The following is a 23,736-nucleotide window of genomic DNA, read 5'->3' on the forward strand; positions in this document are numbered from 1 at the left end:
TGGCGCCGTCGATTTTGGGGGCGAGGACGGGGTGGAGGTGGTGGTTGGGGGTGAGGGTGTGCAGGGGGGTGTCGTGGGTGATGCCGGCGGCGTGGATGACGGCGGTGAGGGGGTGGTCGGGGGGGATGGAGGTGATGAGGTCTTCGACGGCGTGGGGGTTGGTGATGTCGGTGGCGGTGACGGTGACGTGGGCTCCGGCTTGGGTGAGTTGGTGGATGAGGGTGTCGGCGCCGGGGGTGTGGTGGCCGCGTCGGCCGGTGAGGTGGAGGTGGCGGATGTGGTGGTGGGTGGCGAGGTGGTGGGCGAGGAGGGCGCCGATGCCGGTGAGGCCGCCGGTGATCAGGACGGTGCCGTCGGGGTTCCACGCGCGCGGCTGAGCATTCTTGGAGCTGTGTGGGGTGAGGCGGGGGGTGAGGAGAGTGCCGTCGCGGAGGGCGGTGTGGGGTTCGTCGTGGTGGCGGGCGGTCGCGGCGGCCTGGGGGAGCTGGCTAAGGGTGTTGTGGTCGTGGTCGATGAGGTGGATGCGGCCGGGGTGTTCGGTCTGGGCGGAGCGGATCAGGCCCCAGACGGGGGCGGTGGTGAGGTCGATGGGCTGATCGCTGGTGGTGGCGACGGCGTGGTGGGTGAGGACGAGCAGCCGGGTGGTGGTCAGGCGGTCGTCGGCCAGGAAGGTCTGCAGGGTGGTCAGGGTGCGTTCGGTCACCGCGTGCGCCGCCACCGAGCTGTCCTCGTCCCGCCTGCTGTCGTGGTGAGGGTGGGCGATCGGGAGCACGATCACGTCGGGGACGGGTTCGGCGGCGTCGACGGCGTCGGTGAGGGCGGTCAGGTCGTCGTAGTAGGAGGCGGTGACGGTCTGGCGGAGGGCTTCGTGGAGGGCGCGGTCGCCGAGCACGGCCCAGGCCTCACGCGCCACCGGCTGGAGTTCGAGCGGTGACCACTCCACGCGGAACAGGCTGTCGTCGGGCGCCGGTCCGGAGACGCTGAGTTGCTCGGCGGAGACGAGCCGGGTGGTGAGGCTGTCGATGGAGGCGACGGGTGCGCCGGTGGGGTCGGCGGCCTGGAGTGACAGCGACCCGGCGTCGCCGAGCTTGACGCGTACCCGCAGGTCGGTGGCGCCGGTGGCGTGCAGACGCACCCCGCTCCAGGCGAACGGCAGGTTGCTGTGGCCGCTCGGCGTGCCGTCAAGCCAGTGCAGCGCGGCCCCGTGCAACGCCGCGTCGAGGAGCGCCGGGTGAATGCCGTAGTTCGTCACGTCGGCTTGTTCGTCCTCGGGAAGGGCGACCTCGGCGAACAGTTCGTCGCCGCGCCGCCATGCCGTGCGCAGCCCCCGGAACGCCGGGCCGTACCCGAGGCCCGTCTCGTGCAACCGGTCGTACGCGGTGCCGAGGTCCACCTCTACGCCGCCCTCGGGCGGCCAGGCGGTGAGGTCGAAGCCGGGTGTGGCGTCGTCCCTGGTGAGTACGGCGGTCGCGTGGCGGGTCCAGTCGCCGGTGTCGCCGTCCGGCCGGGAGTAGATCTCCACGGTGGGCCGGTCGGAGCCGGTGACGATGATCTGCACCTGCACGCCGCCGTCCTCCGGCAGGACGAGTGGGGCGTGGAGGAGGAGTTCGTCGATGGTGGTGTGGCCGGTGTGGTCGGCGGCGTGGAGGGCGAGGTCGAGGTAGGCGGTGCCGGGGAGGATGGGGATGTCGAAGACCGTGTGGTCGGTGAGCCAGGGGTGGGTGGTGAGGGAGAGGGTGCCGGTGTAGACGGTGGTGTCGTCGTGGGCGAGGGTGAGGGCGGCGCCGAGCAGGGGGTGGGCGGTGGTGGTGAGGCCGAGGCCTGCGGGGTCGGTTCGCTGGGCAGGTGGGGTGAGCCAGAGGTGTTCGTGCTGGAAGGCGTAGGTGGGCAGGTCGACGGTGGTGGCGGGGCCGTGGACGGCGGTCCAGTCGACGGGGGCGCCGTGGGTGTGGGTGTGGGCGGCGGCGGTGACGGCGGTGTGGGGTTCGGGCCGGTCGCGGCGTAGCACGGGAACCGCGACCAGGCCGGGTGAGCCGTCGAGGGTCTCGCGGATCAGGCCGGTGAGGACGCCGTCGGGACCGATCTCCAGGAACGTCCGCACTTCCTCGCCCGGCTCCCGGCCCTGATGTAGCCGCCGTACGACGTCGGCGAAGCGGACGGGGCTGCGCAGGTGGCGCGTCCAGTAGGCGGGGTCGGCGAGGTCGGCGGGGGTGGCGATGGCGCCGGTGAGGTCGGAGACGAAGGGGATGACCTGCCCGGTCGGCGGGGTGAGGGACAGCGCGGCCACGGCCTGTTCGAACTCGTCGAGGATGGGGTCCATGTGGGGGGAGTGGAAGGCGTGGCTGACGGTCAGGGCCCGGACCTTGTGTCCCTGCTGCCGGAAGCGTTCGGTGATTTCGGTGACGGCGTCGTGGTCGCCGCTGATGACGGTGGAGGTGGGGGTGTTGACCGCGGCGATGGTGACCCTGCGCTCGTAAGAGGCAAGCTCCGGGGTGACCTGTGCTTCTGTGGCGTTGATGGCGGTCATGGCGCCGCCGGGGGGCAGGGTGTGCATGAGGCGGGCGCGGGCGGCGACGAGGGCGGCGGCGTCGGTGAGGGTGAGGATGCCGGCGGTGCAGGCGGCGGCGATGGCGCCGATGGAGTGCCCGGCCACCGTGTGGGGGGTGATGCCCCAGGTGGCGAGCAGGTGGGTGAGGGCGGTCTGCAGGGCGAACAGGGCGGGCTGGGTGTAGAGGGTCTGGTCCAGCAGCCTCTGGTCGGCGTCCCCGAGCAGGACCTCGCGTAGCGGCACGGGGGTGTGTCCGGCCAGGTGCTCGTCCAATGCCTCGATGGCCTGGTCGAGGGCGGTGGCGAAGGTGGGGTAGGCGGCGTAGAGGCCGCGTCCCATGCCGGGGCGTTGGCTGCCTTGGCCGGTGAACACGAACGCGACCTTGCCCGGCCGGGCGACCCCGGTCACGATGCCGGGGGTGATGCGGCCGTCGGCGAGGGCGCGGGTCCGGTCCAGGAGTTCGTTGCGGGTTGTGCCGGTGATGACGGCGCGGTGGTCGAAGTGGGCACGGGTGGTGGCCAGGGAGTGGGCGACGTCGACCGCGTCGAGGCCGGGGTGGCGGTCGAGGTGGTCGGCCAGGCGGGCGGCCTGGGCGCGTAGTGCTTCGGGTGACCGCGCCGAGATCACCCACCCCACCACCGGCACCCCACGCCCCTGGGAAACCTCCACCGGCAACGCACGCCCGCCGGCCTCAAGGTCGTCCGAGAGCAGCGGTCGCGGGGCGTCCCGGCGGGCATCCGCTCCTCGCGGCAGGGCCAGGGCGCTGTTCGCCGGCGCCGCATGCTCCCCGCCATGTGCGGTCACCGGCCGCGTCCGCACCGGAGACGGGAGTGGGAGCTCGTCGTTCGAAGCGACGGTGCCGGTCGGCTCTGGTGCCTGTTCGATGATGACGTGGGCGTTGGTGCCGCTGACGCCGAAGGCGGAGACGGCGGCGCGGCGGGGGTGGCCGTGGTCGGGCCAGGGCTGGGATTCGGTGAGGAGTTTGATGCTGCCGGTGGTCCAGTCGACATGGGGGGTGGGCTGGTCGACGTGGAGGGTCCGGGGGAGCAGGCCGTTGCGGATGGCGTGGACGGTTTTGATGATTCCGGCGACGCCGGCGGCGGCTTGGGCGTGGCCGATGTTGGATTTGAGGGAGCCGAGCCATAGGGGGCGGTCGGCGGGGCGGTTGTGGCCGTAGGTGGCGAGCAGGGCTTGGGCTTCGATGGGGTCGCCGAGGGTGGTGCCGGTGCCGTGGGCTTCGACGGCGTCGACGTCCGAAGGGGTGAGTCCGGCGTTGTGGAGGGCGTGGGTGATGACGCGTTGCTGGGAGGGGCCGTTGGGTGCGGTCAGGCCGTTGGAGGCGCCGTCTTGGTTGATGGCGGTGCCGCGGACGACGGCCAGCACGGGGTGTCCGTTCCTCCGCGCGTCGGACAGGCGTTCGACCAGGAGGAGGCCGACTCCTTCGGCCCAGCCGGTGCCGTCGGCGGAGGAGGAGAACGCCTTGCACCGCCCGTCCGGCGCGAGCCCCCGCTGCCGCGAGAACTCCACGAACGTGCCCGGCGACGTCATGAGCGTGACTCCACCGGCGAGGGCCAGGTCCGACTCGCCCGATCGCAGCGACCGTACGGCGAGGTGGAGCGCGACCAGCGACGACGAGCAGGCCGTGTCGACGGTCACCGCCGGGCCCTCGAAGCCGAAGGTGTAGGCGATCCGCCCCGACAGCACGCTGGCCGCGGTGCCCGTGATCAGGTAGCCCTCGACCTCCTCCGGCGCGGGGCCCGGCGACTTGGCGTAGTCCTGGCCGTTGGTCCCGGTGAAGACCCCCGTACGGCTGCCCTTGAGGGTGGTGGGGTCGATGCCGGCGCGTTCGAGGGTTTCCCAGGCGACTTCGAGGAGGAGGCGTTGCTGGGGGTCGCTGGCGAGTGCTTCGCGGCGGGAGATGCCGAAGAAGGCGGCGTCGAATCCGGCGACGTCGTCGAGGAAGCCGCCGTGGCGGGTGTAGGAGGTGCCGGGCTGGTCGGGGTCGGGGTCGTAGAGGGCGTCGAGGTCCCAGCCGCGGTCGGCGGGGAACTCGGTGACGGCGTCGCGGCCCTCGGCGACCAGGTCCCACAGGTCCTCGGGGGAGGCCACCCCGCCGGGCAGGCGGCACCCCATCCCCACGATCGCGATCGGCTCCCGCTGCTCGTCCCGGACGTCCCGTAGTTCTTCACGTGTCTTGTGCAGTTCCTCCGTCACACGGCGGAGGAGATGCCGGATCTGGTCGTCGCTCACAGGTACGCCTTCCATGGGCACGAGGTGGGGCAGAAGGGAGAGGTCAGGAGATGCCGAGCTCGTTGCTGATGAAGCTGATGAGCTCGTCGTCGGAGGCGGAGGACAGGTCGGCGGTCGCCGCCGCGTGCTCGCCGGGCACTGCGGAGTCCACGGAGTCCACGGAGCCCACGGACTCGACGGCATCCACCAGGCGCCGCAGGCGGATCGCCACCGCCTCCCCGCCCGGCTGCGCGATCGGCAGACCACCGGCCGGTGCGCCCGGCGCGTTCAGCTCACCGGCCGCGCCGGGCGGCTCCCTCAGCTCGCCGAGCAGCGTCTCCAGCTCGTCGAGCAGCGCCAGCACAGCGGTGAGCGGCGGCTCGGGATCGGGCAGCAGCACCCGCAGCAGGTGATCCACGAGACCGGTGGGCGTGGGATAGTCGAACACGAGCGTGCTCGGCAGCGACGTCCCGGTCAGCCGGGTGAGGCGGTTGCGCAGCTCGACGGCCGACAGCGAGGTGAAGCCCTGGTCGCGGAAGCCGCGATCGTCGTCCACCGCGTCCGCCGAGGCGTACCCGAGCACGTCGGCGATCTCCGCGCGGACCAGCGAGCGCAGCCTCTGCCACCGTTCGGACTCCGGGAGCGCCGCCAGCCGTTCGAGGAGGTCCGGCTCCTCGTCCGCGCGGGGCCGCTCAGCCGCCTGGGCCTCCGATAGCTCGGCGAGCAGCGGATGCGGCCGTACGGCGCCGACCGTGGCCCAGTCCGCGCGGGCGACGACGAGCCGCGTCTCGCCGTGGACCACCGCCTCCTCCAGCGCCGACACCGCGAGATCGGGTGCCATGGGCGGGAAACCGCCCCGCCGCAGGCCCTCCCGGGCCTCCGCGCCGGCGATGCCCTCGCCGTCCCAGTGACCCCAGGCGATCGAGGTGGCCGGCAGGCCGAGCGACCGGCGGTGCTCGGCGAGGCCGTCCAGATAGGCGTTGTCCGGGGCGTAGTTGCCCTGGCCCGGATTCCCGATCAGCCCGGTGACCGACGAGAACAGCACGAACGCCGTCAGTGGAAGCTCCCGGGTCAGCTCGTGCAGGGCCAGCGCGCCGTCCGCCTTCACCCGCCGTACGGCCGCCTGCCGTTCCGGGGTGAGCGACCCGAGCAGGCCGTCGTCCAGCACGGCGGCCGTGTGGACCACGGCGGTCAGCGGGTCTTCCGGCGGTACGGCGGTGAGCACGGCGGCCAGGGCGTCCCGGTCGGCGACGTCGCAGGCGGCGAACGTCACCCGGGCCCCGAGCCCGGTGAGCTCGGCACGCAGGTCCTCCGCGCCGGGGGCGCCGAGCCCCCGGCGGCTGACCAGCAGCAGGTGCGGAACGCCGCGCCGGGCCAGCCGCCGGGCCACGTGGGCGCCGAGCGCGCCCGTGCCGCCCGTGACGAGCACGGTCCCCGCCGGCGCCCACTCCGCGAGCGTCGCGTTCCGGCTCGGCGCGTGGACCAGCCTGCGCGCGAGGAGGCCCGAGGAGCGCACCGCGAGTTCGGACTCGCCGTGCCGTCCGGTCAGCGCGGTCACGGCGTGCGCGGCGCGCCGCGTGTCGGGCGTCGGCGGAAGGTCCACGACGCCGCCCCACCGCTCCGGCCGTTCGGCGGCGATCACGCCGCCGAGGCCCCACGCCCTCGCCCTGGACGGTTCCGGCACCCGGTCGGACGGCGCCGCCGCGACCGCACCGCTCGTCGTGAGCCAGAGCGGGCCGCCGATCTCCGCGGCGTCGAGCGCCTGCAGCAGCGCGACGTCCTGCCCCTCGTACGGGGTGTCGTCCAGGCCGAGCAGGGACACGACACCGGTGTACGGCGTGCTGGTGCGCAGGGGGCGCAGCGACGCCGTCAGCGAGGCGGGACCGGTCGTCCCGTCGAGGACGGCCTCCGTCACCCCGGCGCCGCGCTCCTCCAGCGCGCGCCGCAGGGCCTCCGCCCATGCCGCGGGCGTCTGCCGTGCGGTGCGAACCAGCAGCCAGCGGCCACCGGACCGAGGGACGGCGTCCTCCACGGGCCGCCAGGCGACGCGATAGCGCCACGAGTCGAGCGTGGCCCGGGTGTCCCCCGCCGCATGCCAGGACGCGAGGACCGGCAAGGCTTCGCCGAGGGATCGCCGTACGTTCCCGGCCTCGGGGCCCAGCGTTCCGACGAGCGCGTCGAGGTCGCCGCGGCTGACGATGTCCCAGAAACGTGCCTTCCCGTCGTCGTACGGCCCGGCCTGGCCGGGCTTCGGCGGGCTGACCCAGTGCCTGCGCCGCTGGAAGGCGTAGGTGGGCAGGTCGACGGTGGTGGCGGGGCCGTGGACGGCGGTCCAGTCGACGGGGGCGCCGTGGGTGTGGGTGTGGGCGGCGGCGGTGACGGCGGTGTGGGGTTCGGGCCGGTCGCGGCGTAGCACGGGGACGGCGACCAGGCCGGGTGTGCCGTCGAGGGTGTCGCGGATGAGGCCGGTGAGGATGCCGTCGGGGCCGATTTCGAGGTAGGTGGTGGCGCCGTGGTCGTGCAGGGTGCGGGTGGCGTCGGCGAAGCGGACGGGGCTGCGTAGGTGGTGTGTCCAGTAGTCGGGTCCGTCGGGTGGGGTGGGGGTGCCGGTGAGGTCGGAGACGAAGGTGAGGGTGGGGGGTGTGTGGGGCAGGTCGTCGATGGCTTTGTGGAAGTCGTCGAGGATGGGGTCCATGTGGGGGGAGTGGAAGGCGTGGCTGACGGTCAGGGGCCGGACCTTGTGTCCCTGCTGCCGGAAGCGTTCGGTGATTTCGGTGACGGCGTCGTGGTCGCCGCTGATGACGGTGGAGGTGGGGGTGTTGGCGGCGGCGATGGTGACCCTGCGCTCGTAAGAGGCAAGCTCCGGGGTGACCTGTGCTTCTGTGGCGTTGATGGCGGTCATGGCGCCGCCGGGGGGCAGGGTGTGCATGAGGCGGGCGCGGGCGGCGACGAGGGCGGCGGCGTCGGTGAGGGTGAGGATGCCGGCGGTGCAGGCGGCGGCGATGGCGCCGATGGAGTGCCCGGCGACGGCGTGGGGGGTGATGCCCCAGGTGGACAGGAGGTGGGTGAGGGCGGTCTGCAGGGCGAACAGGGCGGGCTGGGTGTAGAGGGTCTGGTCCAGCAGCCTCTGGTCGGCCTCACCGAGCAGGACCTCCCGCAGCGGCACCGGGGCGTGTCCGGCCAGGTGCTCGTCCAGCAGGTCGATGACCTGGTCGAATGCGGTGGCGAAGGCGGGGTAGGCGGCGTAGAGGCCGCGTCCCATGCCGGGGCGTTGGCTGCCTTGGCCGGTGAACACGAACGCGACCTTGCCCGGCCGGGCGACCCCGGTCACGATCCCGGGGGTGATGCGGCCGTCGGCGAGGGCGCGGGTGCGGTCGAGGAGTTCGTTGCGGGTGGTGCCGGTGATGACGGCGCGGTGGTCGAAGTGGGCGCGGGTGGTGGCCAGGGAGTGGGCGACGTCGACCGCGTCGAGGCCGGGGTGGCGGTCGAGGTGGTCGGCCAGGCGGGCGGCCTGGGCGCGTAGTGCTTCGGGTGACCGCGCCGAGACCACCCACCCCACCACCGGCACCCCACGCCCCTGGGAAACCTCCACCGGCAGCGCACGCCCGCCGGCCTGAGGGTCGTCCGAGAGCAGCGGTCGCGGGGCGTCCTGGCGGGCATCCGATCCTCGCGGCAGGGCCAGGGCGCTGTTGACCGGAGCCGCATGCTCCCCGCCGCCTGCGGCTGCCGGCCGCGTCCGCACCGGAGACGGGAGTGGGAGCTCGTCGATAGAAGCGACGGTGCCGGTCGGCTCTGGTGCCTGTTCGATGATGACGTGGGCGTTGGTGCCGCTGATCCCGAAGGACGACACTCCGGCCCGCTTCGGCCGCCCGGTCTCCGGCCAGGGCACGGGCTCGGTCAGCAGGGCGAGCCCCGCCGACCAGTCGACGTACGGGGAGGCCTCCTCGGCGTGCAGCGTCCTGGGCAGCACCCCGTGCCGCATCGCGAGCACCATCTTCATGACACCGGCCACGCCCGCCGCCGCCTGGGTGTGCCCGATGTTCGACTTGAGAGAGCCGAGCAGCAGCGGGCGCTCGCGGTCCTGGCCGTAGGTGGCCAGCAACGCCTGGGCCTCGATGGGATCGCCGAGCGTCGTGCCCGTGCCGTGGGCCTCGACCGCGTCCACCTCCCCGCCCCTCAGTCCGGCGTCCTCAAGGGCCCGGCGGATCACCTGTTGCTGCGCCAGGCCGTTGGGCGCGGTCAGGCCGTTGGAGGCGCCGTCCTGGTTGACGGCGGTGCCGCGGACGACGGCCAGCACGGGGTGCCCGTTCCTCCGCGCGTCCGACAGACGCTCCACCAGCAGCAGTCCGACGCCCTCGGCCCAGCCGGTGCCGTCCGCGGCCGCGGAGAACGCCTTGCACCGCCCGTCCGGCGCGAGCCCGCCCTGCCGCGAGAACTCGGTGAACATCCCCGGCGACGACATCACCGTCACTCCGCCCGCGAGCGCGAGATCCGACTCGCCCGATCGCAGCGACCGTACGGCGAGGTGCAGCGCGACAAGCGACGATGAGCAGGCCGTGTCGACGGTCACCGCCGGGCCCTCGAAGCCGAAGGTGTAGGCGATCCGCCCGGAGGCGACACTGGCCGCGGTGCCGGTCAGGGCGTACCCCTCGGAGCCCTCGGCCGTTTCGTGCAGCCGGGGGCCGTAGTCCTGGGGCGTCATGCCGACGAACACGCCCGTCCGGCTGCCGGCCAGCGACCGCGGCACCAGACCGGCCCGCTCGAAGGTCTCCCACGCCACTTCCAGCAGAAGCCGCTGTTGCGGATCCATGGCCGCCGCCTCGCGGGGGCTGATGCCGAAGAACTCCGCGTCGAACCGGTCGGCGTCGTGGAGGAAGCCGCCCTCACCGGTGACCGACGTGCCCCGATGTGACTCCACCGGGTCGTGCAGCGCCTCCGCATCCCAGCCACGGTTGACGGGGAAGGTGGTGACGGCGTCGGTGCCGTCGAGCACCAGGTCCCAGAGCTTTTCCGGGGTGTCGGCACCTCCGGGCCACCGCCCGGCCATCGCGACCAGCGCGATCGGCTCGTCGTCCGCCCGATCACCCGCCGACGGCGGTGAGAAAGACGGCGCCACTGCATGAGCCGACGTGCCGCCCGTCGCCACGCCACCCGTGGCGCCGTCTGTTGCCATGCCACCCGTGGTGCCGCCGCTCGTGCCGCTCCCCGGGGTGCGGGCCTCGGACAGAGCGCGCAGGTGGCGGGAGAGCGAGAGCGGTGACGGGTGGTCGAACGTGACGGTCGCCGGAAGCGGCAGGCCGGTGGCGGCGGCCAGAGCGTCCCGCAGTTCCACCGCCCCCAGCGAGTCGAGCCCCAGCTCCTTGAACGTGAGCTCGGCTTCGACGCCCGCCGCGTCGGCGTGACCCAGGACGGCCGCCGTGGCGGACAAGACGACATCGAGCGGCGACCGGCCGTCCTCCACCGGCTCCCGCTCGTGCCGGACCTCCGGCTCGTGCTGGGCTTCCGGCTTGACGGGCGCCTCCTGGCCGCTCTGCGCCTCCGGTTCGTGTTCGGCTTCCGGCTTGTGCTGGGCTTCCGGCTTGACGCGTGCCTCCTGCCGGCTCTGCGCCTCCGGCTCGTGCTGTGTTTCCGGCTCGTGCTGGGCCCCCGGCTTGGCGTGTGACTCCTGCTCGGTCTGCGCCGCCCCTTCGTGCCGCGCCGCCGACCCTGCGGCCGCCCGCCCGGCCGCCCGCCCGGTTGCCTGGTCGGCCTCCTGTCCGGGTGCCTGTCCGGGCGCCGTCGGGGCGACGGATGGAGCGGGTTCGCCCGTGTACGGGGCCACATCGGCCGGTGCGGCGCTCTCCGCCTCGGCGGGGACCACGTCGAGCCAGTACCGGCGTCGCCGGAAGGGGTAGGTGGGCAGGGGCACCCGCCGCGCACCGGGCCGCAGGGCGCGGCTCCAGTCGACGTCGCCGCCGTTGACGTGGAGCACGCCGAGCGCCCGGAGGAACTCGTCCAGATCCCCTCTGTCGCGGCGCAACGTGCCGGTGACCAGGCCGTCGCGGCCAGCGGCGTCCAGGACCTTCCGGATGTCCGGCGTCAGGACCGGGTGCGGCCCGGCCTCCACGAACACGGTGTGGCCGTCGCCCAGCGCGGCCTCGACGGCCTCCTGGAACCGCACGGTGTCCCGAAGATTGCGGTACCAGTACCCGGCGTCCAGCTCCGCCGGGTCGAACCGTCCGCCGGTAACCCCGGAGTAGAACGCCACCTCGCCGCGCCGGGCGGGCCGTCCGGCCGGGGAGCTCACCAGGCGGTCTCGCACGGTCTCGATCCCGTCCCGGTCCGAGATCCCGGCGAGCGCCTGACCGCACAGGACCGCGATCGCGGCGGCGTCGTCCAGCGACAGGGCGCCCGCGACGTGCGCTGCGGCGATCTCTCCCTGGGAGTGGCCGATGACGGCGTCCGGCCGGACGCCGAAGTGTTCCCAGAGCCGGGCCAGCGCCACCGTGACGGCGAACAGCGCGGGCTGCGCGACATCCACCCGCTCGATCGGAGCCGCACCCGGCAGGTTCCACAGAACGTCGCGGGGCGACCAGTCGACGTACGGCCCGAGGGCCTCGGCGGCCTCGGCGAGATGCCCGGCGAAGACGGGGGAGGCGCCGGCCAGGGCCCGGCCCACGCCCGCCCACTGCCCGCCCTGCCCCGGGAAGACGAGCACGGTGCCGCCGAGCGCGCGTGCCCTGCCGTGTACGGCTCCCGGCGCCACGTCGCCCGCGCCGAACGCCCGTAGGCGTTCCCGCAGCTCGTGGCGGTCGGCGCCGACCACCACCGCCCGGTGCTCGAAGGAGGTGCGGCCGGTGGCGAGCGAGAGCGCGACGTCGGACAGGTCGCCGTCGAGCGTGGGCGAGCCGGACAGCCGGGCCGCCTGTTCGCGAAGCGCGTCCGGGTCGCGGGCGGAGAGGACGAGCGGCACGGCCACCGGCCCGCCGGTCTCGTCCCGGCTCTCCACCGCACTCCGGCTCTCGCCCCGGCTCTCCGTCCGGCTCTGGGCCTGCCTCTGGGCCTGGCTCCCCGTCCGGCTCTCGGCCTGGCTCTCGCCCCGGCTCTGGGCCGGAGCTTCGTTCCCGTCCGGGGCTTCGCTTCGGTGCGCGGCTTCGCCGCCGCCCCTGATCCCCCTACGGCCGGTGGCGGGGGACGTGTGCTCCGGCGGAGGCTCGGCGAGGACGACGTGGCAGTTCACCCCGCCCACGCCGAACGAGCTGACCCCCGCGACGAGCGGCAGGCCGGGCCGAGGCCAGGGGGACGGCTCGGTGACCACCCGCAGGTTGAGCGCGTCCAGGTCGATGGCGGGGTTCGGCGTCTCGTAGTTCAGGCTCGGCGGGACCTCGCGGTGGTGGATGCCGAGCACTGCCTTGAGGAGCCCGGCGATGCCGGCCGCGCCTTCGAGATGGCCGATGTTCGTCTTGACCGAACCCACCAGGAGCGGCTGCGTCGCGGGCCGTGCCGCCCCGAGCGCCGCGCCGAGCGCGGCAGCCTCGATCGGGTCGCCGACCTTCGTGCCCGTGCCGTGCAGCTCGACGACCTGTACGGCCCCGGGGTCGACGTCGGCCCTCTCCACCGCGAGCCGTACGACCCGCTGCTGCGCGGCGGCGTCGGGAACGGTGAGGCCGGGGGTCGCGCCGTCGTTGTTGACCGCGCTGCCCAGGATGACGGCGTAGACGTGGTCTCCGTCGGCCAGAGCGCGCCGCAGCGGCTTCAGCACGACGATCCCGCCGCCTTCCCCGCGCGCGTAGCCGTTGGCCCGGGCGTCGAAGGTGAAGCACCGGCCGTCGGGGGACAGGCCCCCGAACCGTTCGGCGGTCGCGGTGCTCTCCGGGACGAGGTTCAGGTTCACCCCGCCCGCCAGGGCGACCTCCGACTCGCCCGAGCGCAGGCTCTCGCAGGCCAGGTGCACCGCGACCAGCGCGGACGACTGCGCGGTGTCCACGGTGAGGCTCGGCCCCCGCAGGTCCAGGGCGTACGAGATCCGGTTGGCCAGGATGCCGCGGGTGAGCCCGGCGAGCGTGTGCCGGGTGATCGCCGCGTCTCCGCGCCCGTAGACGAGCGCGGCGTAGTCGGCGGCCATCGCCCCGATGACCACCCCCGCGGGCGTGCCGGCGAGACCGGCGGGCGGGATGCCCGCGTCCTCCAGCGCCTCCCAGGCCAGCTCGAGCACCAGCCGCTGCTGGGGGTCCATCGCCGCCGCCTCCTTGGGCGAGACGCCGAAGAAGCCCGCGTCGAACCCGTCGACCTGGTCCAGGAACCCGCCCCGCAGGCCGGCGAGCCGGGGCTCGCTCGTCAGCCGGCTCCGCGGGGGCGCGCCGACCGCGTCGCGCCCGGTGCGCAGCAGGTCCCACAGGGCGCGCGGGTGCGCCGCGCCCGGCAGCCGGCAGGCGAGGCCGACCACCGCGACCGCGCCCGCACCATAGGTGACCGCTTCGTCCATGCTGAGCATCCGCCCCTCGTCGAGCCTTGCGTCGTTTCCCGCCGCGTTCTCCCGGGCCGGCCGGCGTGCCGGCCCCGAAAAGGCCGGCCGTCACCGTCCCGCCGCGCCGCCCGGCCGCTCGGCCCGCCCGCTCACGCCGCTTTCGCCAGGAAAGGAGAAATCCGCCCGCCCGGTCGCGCCCACGTGGCGGAACACGCCGGAAAAGGGATGTGAGCGGCCCACGGACTTTCTCGCCGGAGCGACGCCCTCCGGCCGGGACCGGCACAATCGACATTTGCACGAATTTCGTGAAATAGTCAACTGTGATGGCGAACACGCTTCTTCCGGGCTATCCATAAGGATTTCTTTTGATATTTCATCAAATATTCTGATTAGACCGTGAGAATGGCTCGCGGCTACCGTTCCGGAGAAGGAAAGGCCGGGCCGGACGACCGAGCGGAAACGCGAGCAGGGGGTGCGCCGATGACCGCTGCGCAGACGGAGACTGCCCAGACGGAAACCGAGCGGGAGGACCGGGAGGATCGGGACGATCGCGATCCCGCCGCCCGGCTCGCCCGTCTGCTGGACGCGGACTCGGCGGCGCCGCTGCATCCCGGGGACACGAGCGGCGTGCTGGCGGTCACGGGCCGGATCGGCGGGTCACCGGTGGTCGCCTTCTGCACCGACGCGACCGTCATGGGCGGGGCGCTGGGCCTGGCCGGGGCCCGGCACATCGCCGCCGCCGTGGACGAGGCGCTGCGGCGGCGGGTGCCGGTCATCGGGGTGTGGCACTGCGGCGGGGCCCGCCTCGCGGACGGGGTCGAGTCGTTGCACGGAGCGGGCCTGGTCTTCGCGGCCAACACCCGCGCCTCCGGGCGCGTGCCGCAGATCTCGGTCATCGTGGGTCCCGCGGCGGGCGCGGCGGCCTACGGCCCGGCCCTGACCGACCTGATCGTGATGTCCGGTGCGGGTCGGGTGTTCGTCACCGGTCCCGACGTGGTCCGCCGCGTGACGGGCGAGGACATCGACATGGAACGCCTCGGCGGCGCGGACGCGCACGGCCGCCGCTCCGGTGTCGTGCACGTGGTCGCCGGTGACGAGCAGGACGCCTTCCGGCGCACCCGCGTGATCGCCGGCCTGCTGACCGGGACCGGGCGGTTCGACCTGGAACGCCTGACCGACGACCGGGATCCCGCCGCCCTGCTGCCCGAGTCGGCCCGCCGCGCCTACGACATCCGCCCGGTGATCCGGGCGCTGCTCGACGACGGCGCGGACGGTCCCGCGTTCGTGGAGATCCAGCCTCGCTGGGCGCCGAACATCGTCGTCGGCCTCGGCCGCCTGGCCGGGCACCCGGTGGGCGTCGTGGCCAACAACCCGCTGCGCATGGGCGGCTGCCTCGACTCGGCGTCGGCGGAGAAGGCGGCCCGGTTCGTCCGCATGTGCGATGCCAACGGCGTTCCGCTCGTCGTGCTGGCGGACGTTCCGGGCTATCTCCCCGGCGTCGACCAGGAATGGGGCGGCGTGGTCCGCCGGGGGGCGAAGCTGCTGCACGCCTTCGCCGAGGCCACCGTGCCCAGGGTCACGGTGATCGTCCGCAAGTCCTACGGAGGGGCGTACATCGCGATGAACTCCCGCTCCCTGGGCGCGACCGCGGTCTTCGCCTGGCCCGGGGCGGAGGTGGCGGTCATGGGCGCCGAGGCGGCCGTGGGCGTCCTGCACCGGCGCCGCCTCGCCGCGGCCGGGTCCGAGGAGGAGCGGGAACGGCTGCTCGCCGAGCTGGTCCGCGAGCACGAGGAGCGTTCGGGCGGGGTCGGCCGGGCGCTCGAACTCGGGGTCGTGGACGAGGTGATCGACCCGAGGACCACCCGGCGGCGGGTGGCCGAGGCCCTCGCCGCGGCGCCCGCCTCGCGCGGCGCGCACAACAACATCCCGCTCTGACACCCCGCGCCTTGCCCACCCCGCGGCTCAGCGGCCTGCCGGCCTGGACACGGGGCGCTCTGAGTAGCTCCTGGCCTCGACCCGGCAGCTCCCGGATCCGGGTCCCGGAGGGCCTGCGGCGAGGGCCTTCAGTGGTTCCGGGCCTGCGGGCCGGGGACGGCCTCACCGGCGACGTCGGCCTCGGTCCTGGGCGTCACCCGCCGCCGTACGGCCAGGCCGAAGCACGTGACGGCCAGGCTGAACACGCCGGCCACGACGAACGGCCCGGCGGGGCGCCACGCGTCGAACAGCGCTCCGCCGAGCGCCGAGACGATCATCACGCCGGCCGCGCCGCAGAGCGTGTGGACGCCGAACGCCGACCCCCGCACCTCCGCGGGCGCCTGCTGCGCGAGCAGCGGGCCCGCCGTGGTGATGGCGGCGATCTCACCGACCCCGATCAGCACGGCGACCAGCATCATGCCCGGGCCGAGGGGATCGGTGACGAGCAGCGTCGACAGGTAGGCGACGGCGGCGACGGCCTGCGCCAGGACGACCAGGTCCTGACGCCGCATGCGGTCGCCCAGCCACCCGAACAGCGGCGCGCACAGCAGCGCGACCATCTGCGACACGCCCACCACCGCGCCCGCCTTGGCCAGCGCCGCCGCACCGGTGAGGCCGCCGTGCTCCGTGCCGTAGTTCTTGATCCACAGGGACATGAAGGCGACCACGATCGCGAGGTCGGCGCGGGCCACGAACGACGCCGCGTACGACAGGGCCACCCCGGGGTCGCGGACGAGGGCCACGCCCTCGCGCACCAGGCGGACCAGCGGCACCCGCGCCGCCGCGACGGGCCGCCGCCCGGACAGCGTCAGCCACAGCAGGCCGGCCGCGGCCACGATGCCCGCGGCGATCAGCAGGAACGCCGTGCGGGCCGCCCGCACCGGCTCCATGCCGCCCGACTCCAGCGTCTGCGGCAGCCGCACCAGGACCAGCACGGCGACCAGCGCGCCCAGCCCGCCGAAGAAGCCGACCAGCCCGTACGACGCGCCTCGTGACCTGCTGCGCACATAGTCGATCGCGATCGTGGACAGCATCGCGTTGATCGCCGCGACGCCCAGGCCGAACACCACCCGCAGCCCGGCCAGCGCGGCCGTGTTCCCGGCGAACGGGAACAGCGCGGTGCCGGCGGCGCACAGGGTCAGCCCGGCGACCACGATCACCCGCCGCCCGAACCGGTCGGCCAGCGCGCCGTACCACGCGAGGCTCACGACCATCGCGATCTCGGCCGCCGTGTTGAGGAGGCCGACGACGGTGCCCTGCCGGGACTCGGGCAGGCCCAGGATCACGCTGAGGACGTGCGGCTGGGCCGACGGCAGGAAGGAGATCACCGCCGTCCCCGCCGTGGCGAGCGCCAGCAGGGCCCACATGTTGCCCTTGGTGACGCCGTCGGCGAGCCATGCGCCCAGCACGCGGCGCGCCAGGGAGGACTCGGCGCCGGGCTCGCGGCCAGGCGCGGGGCCAGGCTCGGGGCCGGTCCCTGGGGCGGTTTCGGGGGGTGCGGGCATGAGGCGATCATGACACCGGACGATGCGCCTATTCGGGAAATATCGCGTTCTTCATTGCGATCGGATGAGATGGCTTCACTTTCCCGCCTCCGGCTACGATGATCGCCACTGGCGAGGGGGGAGATCTCCATGGATCCGGGGGAAAGCGAGACCGGTGGCGAGCCCGTCGTGGCATCGGGCGCCGGGGCTGGTTTCGATCCGAACGTGCCCAACGCGGCCCGGATGTACGACTATTTCCTGGGCGGCAAGGACAACTTCCCCGCGGACCGCGCGGCGGCCGAGCAGGTGCTGAAGCATGTGCCGGAGATCCCCCTCGGCATCAGGGAGAACCGGGACTTCCTCGTCCGCGCCGTGCGGTTCCTCGCCGGCCGGGGCATCCGGCAGTTCCTCGACATCGGCGCGGGCCTGCCGACCCAGCGCAACGTCCACCAGGTGGCGGCCGAGCACGCGCCCGGCGCGCGGACGGTGTACGTCGACAACGACCCGCAGGTGCTCGCACACGCCCGCGCGCTGCTCCAGGACAGCCCGGAGGTGCGGGTCGTGCAGGGCGACCTGCGGCGGCCGGAGGAGATCCTGGCCCATCCGGACGTGCGCGACCACCTGGACTTCACGCGGCCGGTCGCCGTCCTGCTGCTCGCCATCGTCCACTTCCTGCCCGACTCCGACGAGCCCCGCCGCGTGATCGGCCGGATCCGCGAGGCGCTCGCCCCCGGCAGCTACCTGGCGATGTCGCACGTCGCGGTCGACGAGCGCCCGGAACGCGCCCCGGACGTGGAGCGGGTCTACCAGGGCGCCTCGGCGCAGTTCGTCGCCCGCCGGACGGCCGAGATCACACCGTTCTTCGAAGGGCTCGACCTGGTCGAGCCCGGCATCGTGAACCTGCACCAGTGGCGGCCCGAGCACGACGCCTTCGACCCGCGCCTGCTGGGCATCGGGAGCTACTTCCTGTGCGGGGTCGGCGCCGTCCGCTGAGGCGCCTCCCGCGCGGAGGGCGCGAGCCTGCCCGCGCCGAGCGCGACCGCCAGCAGCAGCACGGCGACCAGCCCGAACGAGGCGGGCAGCCCGGTCAGGGAGGCGATCCCGCCGATCGCGCTCGGCGCGACGAAGCCCGACGCGTAGCTGACGGTGGCCGCTCCCGCGACGCCCTCGCTCGGCGTGCGCCCGGCGTGGCCCGCCGCCGCGAACACCAGCGGGACGACCACCGCGATCCCCAGGCCGATCAGCATGAACCCGGTGGCCGCCGGGACCGGGGAGCGCGCGGCCACCACGAGCAGCGCGCCGAGCGCCGCCAGCGCGCCGCCGCCCCTGACGGTCGCGACCGGGCCCAGCCTGCGGACCACCGCGTCGCCGCACAGCCGGCCCGCCGCCATCGTGCAGGCGAAGGCCGTGTACGCGGCGGCGCCCACGGCCTGGGACGCGCCGGTCACCTGCCCGAGGTAGACCGCGCACCAGTCCTGGGCCGCGGCCTCGCCGAACACCGCGCAGAAGCCGACCAGCCCGATGATCACGACGCCGCGCGACGGCAGCACGAAGTGCGGCGGGGCCGCCTCCTCCTCGCCCGCCCGCACGTCCAGCAGCAGCGGCCCCACCGCCAGGGCCACGAGGAACAGCACGACCGCGGCCCCGCCCAGATGCGCGCGGGCGTCGAGCCCCGCGTTGGCCGCCAGCGTCCCCACCGCGCCGCCCGCGAGCGTGCCCACGCTCCACATCCCGTGCAGGCCGGACATGATCGGACGGCCGAGCCGCTGCTCGGCCACCACCCCCTGGGCGTTCATCGCGACGTCGCCGACGCCGGCCACCGCGCCGTACAGCAGGAGCGCCGCGCACAGCAGCGGCAGGTTGGGCGCCAGCGGGGGCAGGACGAGGGCCAGGCACCACAGGCCGATCGAGACCCGGGTGACGGCCCGCCCGCCGAACCGGTGTGTGATCCGTCCCGCGGTCGGCATCGCCAGGATCGAGCCCACGGCCGGCGCGAGCAGGGCCAGGCCGAGGCCGCCGGGCCCCACACCCACGTGATCCTGGATCCAGGGGATGCGGGAGGCGAAACCACCGGTGACCGCCCCGTGCAGGGCGAAGACGACCGACACCGCGAACCTGGCCCGTCTCAGTTCCCGAAGATCCACGGTCGTACGCTATTGCGTGCCCGGCCGTGCGGTCGCCGCGGGCCCGTGCGGTCACCCCGGGTGCGCCGCCGAGTGCGGGGGGTGCCATTCGGGGTACGGGCGGAAAGACCGTTAGGGTCTTCCCGTGCACATCCGCCCCATGAGGAGCTTGACATGTCCGTGAACGAGATCGAAGACGGACCCGGCTTCGCCGACCTGGCGCTTGGCCCGGAGCTCCTCAAGGCGCTGTCCGGCCTCGGTTACGAGGAGCCCACCCCCATCCAGCGTGAGGCCATCCCGCCGTTGCTCGAGGGCCGCGACCTGCTCGGGCAGGCCGCCACCGGGACGGGCAAGACCGCCGCGTTCGCGCTGCCCATGCTGCAGCGGCTGCACGGCGTCTTCCACGCGGGGGGCGCGGACGACGGCGGCGAGCCCGCCGGGCTGGTGCTGGTGCCCACACGCGAGCTCGCCGTACAGGTGTCGGAGGCGATGCACCGCTACGGCCGCGACCTCGGCACGCGGGTGCTGCCCATCTACGGCGGCCAGCCGATCGGGCGGCAGCTGCGGGCGCTGGAGCGCGGGGTGGACGTCGTCGTCGCCACGCCGGGCCGCGCCCTCGACCACATCGGCCGGGGGACGCTGCCGCTGAAGGGGCTGCGCATGGTCGTCCTCGACGAGGCCGACGAGATGCTCGACATGGGCTTCGCCGAGGACATCGAGGCCATCCTCCAGGACATCCCCGAGGAACGGCAGACCGTGCTGTTCTCCGCGACGATGCCGCCGCGCATCGACGGGATCGCCCGTCGCCACCTGCGTGAACCCGTCCGCATCAGGATCGAGCGGGAGGCGCCCGCCGCCGGGGAGGCGCCGCTCATCCGGCAGAGCGCCTACATCGTGAGCCGGGCGTACAAGCCGGCCGCGCTGGGCCGGGTGCTCGACGTGGAGGCGCCGACCGCGGCGATCGTGTTCTGCCGCACCCGCGAGGAGGTCGACCAGCTCACCGAGACGATGAACGGCCGCGGCTACCGCGCCGAGGCCCTGCACGGCGGCATGGGCCAGGAGCAGCGCGACCGGGTCATGGGCAGGCTGCGCAGCGGCACCGCCGACCTGCTGGTCGCGACCGACGTGGCCGCGCGCGGCCTCGACATCGAGCAGCTCACGCACGTCATCAACTACGACGTGCCGTCCGCGCCGGAGTCGTACGTGCACCGCATCGGCCGGGTCGGCCGGGCCGGCCGCGAGGGCGTCGCGATCACGCTCGCCGAGCCCCGCGAGCACCGGATGCTGAAGACCATCGAGCGGGTCACCCGCAGCAGGATCGCGGTCGAGAAGGTGCCGACGGTCGCCGACCTGCGCGCCCGCCGCCTGGAGCTCACCCGGGCCGCGCTGCAGGAGAGCCTGATGGAGGACGGCGACCTCGACCGCTTCAGGGTCGTGGTCGAGACGCTCGCCGACGAGTTCGACCTGGTGGACATCGCGCTCGCCGCGGTCAAGCTCGCCCACGAGTCCACCGGCGCCGCCGCCGACGAGGAGGAGATCCCCGAGGTGACGCCGCGCGCGCCGCGCCCCGAGCGCGGGCCGCGCGAGGGCCGTGACGACCGGTACGGACGCGACGACCGGCGCGGGCGGCGCGGCGGCGGTCCGATGAGCCGGGTGTTCGTGGGCGCCGGCCGCAGCGCCGGGGTGCGCCCTCAGGACATCGTCGGCGCGATCACGGGAGAGACCCGGGTCACCGGGCGGGAGATCGGCGCCATCGAGATCGCCGACCGGTTCACGCTGGTCGAGATCCCCGACGCCGCCGTGGACGAGGTGGTCGAAGCGCTGCGCCACACCACCATCAAGGGCAAGCGGCCCACTGTGCGCAGGGACCGCGACGGCGCCCCCCGCGGCCGCCGCTGACGGTCCCGGCGCGGCCGCCGGTTCCGATCACCCGCCCGTGGTCACCCGCCCGTAATCACTTGCCCGTGATCACCCGCTCGTGGGGCTGGCGGCGCGTTCTCCGCGTTCTCCCGTGGCGTCTCGCGCCGCCGTCCTGCGCAGGGCCGCCCGCCACCGGCCGAGCAGCAGCACGAGGAGGGCCGCCAGGACGGCGACGCTCAGCCCGGTGCCGAGCAGCGCCCCGGTCCGCTGGTCGGCCGCCGGATCCGGGGCCCAGGACAGCCCGAGCGCCGCGTACCACTGCGGCGCCTGTCCCGGACCGGTGAGCACCGCCAGGCCCGTCCAGATCCGTACGGCGATCGCCGTGGCGAGCATCCACGCGCGGACCTGCGGCCGGATCGCCCACGGGAGCGGGTCGACGCCGGCCGCGACGACGAAGAAGAGCACCCCGGTGACGATCACGACGGTCTGCGCGGCCAGCCGCAGGGCGAGGCTCGGCTGGGCGAACGCGAACAGCCCGGTCAGATACAGCGCCGGGTACGGCAGCGCGTACAGGGCCAGTGCCACCATCGGATGGGACAGCGTGCGGGCCGCCGGGCCGTCGAGCGCGTCCGGGCCGGGGTGGGCGCGCCGCCACAGCGTGAGCGGGGCGCCGGCGGCGAGCAGGACGGGCCCCACCGCGCCGAGCAGCGCGTACTGCGCCGCGTGGGCGGAGAACAGCGCCGGCGCGTACGCCGCGACCCCTCCCGACGTGGCGTAGGCGAGGACCAGCAGGCCCGCCAGCCAGGAGACGGTCCGCCCGGCCGGCCACCCCGCGCCGTCGGCCCGCAGCCGTCGCACGCCGGCCAGGTAGGCCGCCGCGGCCGCCGCGAGCAGGAGCAGTGCGATCGGGTCGGGCCGCACGTCCGTGGCGAGCGCGCCGGGGGTGAACGGCGGGAGGGCGTATCCCAGGGCGTCGTGCTGGTGCTCGGCCTCGCCGGCGGGCGGCGCGCTGCGCCCCAGCGCCACGGCCAGCGCCAGCGTGCCGGCCATGACCGTGATCTCCCCGGCGGCCAGCCGGACGAACGGCGCGCGGGACACGCCGGTCCGCAGCGCCTCGATCGTGGCGCGCCGGTGCCGCCACCCGAACCAGCCCAGCGCGGCCAGCGCGGCGATCTTGGCCAGCACGAGCAGGCCGTACCTGGACTGCCACAGCGGGGGGAGCGCGCCGAGCCGGACCCAGGCGTTGAGCGCGCCGGACGCCGCGGCGGCGGCGAAGCAGCCCAGGGCGAGCGTGCTGAACCGGCCCACCGCGACGGCCAGGCCGGGCGCGGCGCGCAGGTGCGCGACGAGGGCGTAGAGGCCGCCGGTCCACAGCACGACGGCCGCGACGTGCGCCATCAGGCTGAGGACGGCGAGATTGTGGTCGGCCGCCGAGGCCGAGTGCCCCACGTACGCCGGGGGCAGCACCGCGAGGATCGCCACCGCCAGCAGCACCGCCCGCCAGGCGCGTCCCCACGGCAGGAGGGACCCGGCGGCGAGGGCCACGGCCGCCGCCGCCACCACCGCGAAGGCCTGGCCCTGCGGGATGTTCAGCAGGAAGACGGTGAGCGCGCCGGAGCGCATCGCCTGGCCCGCGGGCAGCCCCAGGAAGTCCGACAGGGTCAGGACCTCGGTGACCATCGCGCTCAGCGCCCACCCGGCCGCCCACGCGGCGGCGGCCCGGGCGAGTGACCGGGTGGTCCCGGCGTCCGCACGGCCGGTGCCCGAGGAGCCGGCGGGGACCAGGACGACGGACGCGAGCAGCACGCCGACCGTCGCGGCGGCGCACACGTCGAGCACGAGTCGGGCGACGGGCAGGCCCCAGGTGGTCAGCACTCCGGGTGACGGCAGCCCTTCGATGGCCGGGCGTGGCCCGGCGCCGCCGAACCACAGGGCGAGCACCAGCACGGCCGCCGCCGTCGCCACGACGGCGGTGACCGGCCCGGCGGTGATGAAGCCGCCACGGCGCGGGGGAGAGGTCATCGGGGGGTCCCTCGGTTCGGCACCGTTGATCGGTCATGAGTATGACCGGTATGTGGCCGTTAGGGGAGTCCTGCCGCACCCGCCGGTCGCGGTCTCGGCGTCCCGGTGAAACTTCAGCGCCGCCGGCGCAGTTCGGTGCCCGGGCGCGGGCGACCGGGAGGACGCCTCCGTCCCGCGCGGGTGGACGCGCCGCAGGCGTGAGCTGTGGGCGGCGGCTTCCGGGCACCGCGGAGGTCTCGGTGCCCGGGAGGAATCTTCGTGACCGGCGCGGCGACGCGGCGAGGCCGAGGCCGGGCAACGCGGAGCAGGCATGGAACCGCTGAACACGACTCAGGGCCGAGATCACGGCGATATGCGATAATCCCCGCGTCATGCGCGCCACGCTCTCCTTCCGGCTCGCGCGGTCGGCCGCCTTCGCGGCCGTCAGCGTGCTCCTCGCCATGGGCGCGCACTGGTTCGCCGGGGGAGGCGGGCCCACGACCGGGGCGCTGCTCACCGGCGTGCTCGCCGTCACGGCGGGCGCGGCCGTCGCGGCGGGCCGGGAACGGTCTCCCCAGGTGATCGTCGGGCTGCTGGTCGGCGCGCAGGCGTTCCTGCACCTGCTGTTCGACGTCACGGCCTCCGCGGGTGAGCCCACCCACCTCACGTGGCACGGCGGCCTCACCACGCAGACCGGCATGCTCACCGCCCACCTCACCGCCGCGCTGCTCACCGGATTGTGGCTGTCGCGCGGCGAGGAGGCGCTGTGGTCGGTCCTGCGCCGGATCGGCGCCGGGGCGGCCCACTGGCTCACGATGCTCGCCACGCTGGTGGCGCTGCTGCGGGCCGGTCTCGCGGGGATCACCCGTCCCCGCGTGCGCGCCACACCGGGACGGCCTCGCGCGCCGCGCCCGCCATGGGTGCTGCGGCACGCGGTCGTCCGTCGCGGGCCACCCGTTTCTCCCGTCTTCTGAGCTTCCCGCGCGAGCGGCGCGTATCTCCCGGCGGAGGCCTCTCCCTCGTCGTCCCCCGGCATGGAGAGACGTGCCCTGCGGAGGCGTGCCCTGCGGA

Annotated in this window: 9 protein-coding genes; 4 read left to right on the forward strand and 5 right to left on the reverse strand. The window is 74.5% G+C overall.

The window, feature by feature from the left end; all coding sequences use genetic code 11:
- On the reverse strand, positions 1–4,813 hold a 4,813-nt coding region (locus tag HHX40_RS13495), incomplete at its 3' end, for a type I polyketide synthase (protein WP_182880866.1).
- Between the two features lie 28 nt (positions 4,814–4,841).
- Entirely contained in the window at positions 4,842–13,241 is an 8,400-nt protein-coding gene (locus tag HHX40_RS36615) for a type I polyketide synthase (RefSeq protein ID WP_259403583.1), read from the reverse strand.
- Positions 13,242–13,703: 462 nt separating this feature from the next.
- Between HHX40_RS36615 and HHX40_RS13520 the strand changes: the two genes are divergently transcribed.
- Positions 13,704–15,158: an acyl-CoA carboxylase subunit beta gene (locus tag HHX40_RS13520; protein ID WP_182880867.1), complete on the forward strand. Its 1,455-nt coding sequence runs from the start codon at positions 13,704–13,706 to the stop codon at positions 15,156–15,158.
- Between the two features lie 128 nt (positions 15,159–15,286).
- Here HHX40_RS13520 and HHX40_RS13525 read toward each other — a convergent pair whose 3' ends face one another.
- The gene (locus HHX40_RS13525) at positions 15,287–16,702 is read right to left on the reverse strand and encodes an MFS transporter (protein ID WP_182880868.1); all 1,416 of its coding nucleotides are present in this window, start codon (positions 16,700–16,702) and stop codon (positions 15,287–15,289) included.
- Positions 16,703–16,831: 129 nt separating this feature from the next.
- On the opposite strand from HHX40_RS13525, the gene HHX40_RS13530 reads away from it, so the two are divergent.
- Positions 16,832–17,674, forward strand: a complete 843-nt coding sequence (locus tag HHX40_RS13530; protein WP_182880869.1) for an SAM-dependent methyltransferase — start codon at positions 16,832–16,834, stop codon at positions 17,672–17,674.
- Here HHX40_RS13530 and HHX40_RS13535 read toward each other — a convergent pair.
- On the reverse strand, positions 17,641–18,825 hold the full coding sequence (locus tag HHX40_RS13535; RefSeq protein WP_182880870.1) for an MFS transporter: 1,185 nt from the start codon (positions 18,823–18,825) through the stop codon (positions 17,641–17,643). The genes HHX40_RS13530 and HHX40_RS13535 overlap by 34 nt on opposite strands.
- Positions 18,826–18,978: 153 nt before the next feature.
- Between HHX40_RS13535 and HHX40_RS13540 the strand changes: the two genes are divergently transcribed.
- Positions 18,979–20,703 (forward strand): DEAD/DEAH box helicase, encoded by a 1,725-nt coding sequence (locus HHX40_RS13540; protein WP_182880871.1) that lies wholly within the window; start codon positions 18,979–18,981, stop codon positions 20,701–20,703.
- 69 nt (positions 20,704–20,772) lie between these two features.
- On the opposite strand, the gene HHX40_RS13545 is transcribed toward HHX40_RS13540, so the two are convergent.
- The gene (locus HHX40_RS13545) at positions 20,773–22,686 is read right to left on the reverse strand and encodes a cytochrome c oxidase assembly protein (protein ID WP_182880872.1); all 1,914 of its coding nucleotides are present in this window, start codon (positions 22,684–22,686) and stop codon (positions 20,773–20,775) included.
- A gap of 371 nt (positions 22,687–23,057) precedes the next feature.
- Between HHX40_RS13545 and HHX40_RS13550 the strand changes: the two genes are divergently transcribed.
- Positions 23,058–23,639: an MFS transporter gene (locus HHX40_RS13550; protein ID WP_182880873.1), complete on the forward strand. Its 582-nt coding sequence runs from the start codon at positions 23,058–23,060 to the stop codon at positions 23,637–23,639.
- Positions 23,640–23,736 lie beyond the last annotated feature (97 nt).

The organism is Microbispora sp. H10949 (genome assembly GCF_014161435.1).
Taxonomy (GTDB): domain Bacteria; phylum Actinomycetota; class Actinomycetes; order Streptosporangiales; family Streptosporangiaceae; genus Microbispora; species Microbispora triticiradicis.

Excerpts from the sequence above, each read along its gene's own strand:
- HHX40_RS13525 (WP_182880868.1), bottom strand. The coding sequence starts at position 16,702 with ATGCCCGCACCCCCCGAAACCGCCCCAGGGACCGGCCCCGAGCCTGGC.
- HHX40_RS13530 (WP_182880869.1), top strand. The coding sequence starts at position 16,832 with ATGGATCCGGGGGAAAGCGAGACCGGTGGCGAGCCCGTCGTGGCATCG.
- HHX40_RS36615 (WP_259403583.1), bottom strand. The coding sequence starts at position 13,241 with ATGGACGAAGCGGTCACCTATGGTGCGGGCGCGGTCGCGGTGGTCGGC.
- HHX40_RS13540 (WP_182880871.1), top strand. The coding sequence starts at position 18,979 with ATGTCCGTGAACGAGATCGAAGACGGACCCGGCTTCGCCGACCTGGCG.
- HHX40_RS13520 (WP_182880867.1), top strand. The coding sequence starts at position 13,704 with ATGACCGCTGCGCAGACGGAGACTGCCCAGACGGAAACCGAGCGGGAG.
- HHX40_RS13545 (WP_182880872.1), bottom strand. The coding sequence starts at position 22,686 with ATGACCTCTCCCCCGCGCCGTGGCGGCTTCATCACCGCCGGGCCGGTC.
- HHX40_RS13550 (WP_182880873.1), top strand. The coding sequence starts at position 23,058 with ATGCGCGCCACGCTCTCCTTCCGGCTCGCGCGGTCGGCCGCCTTCGCG.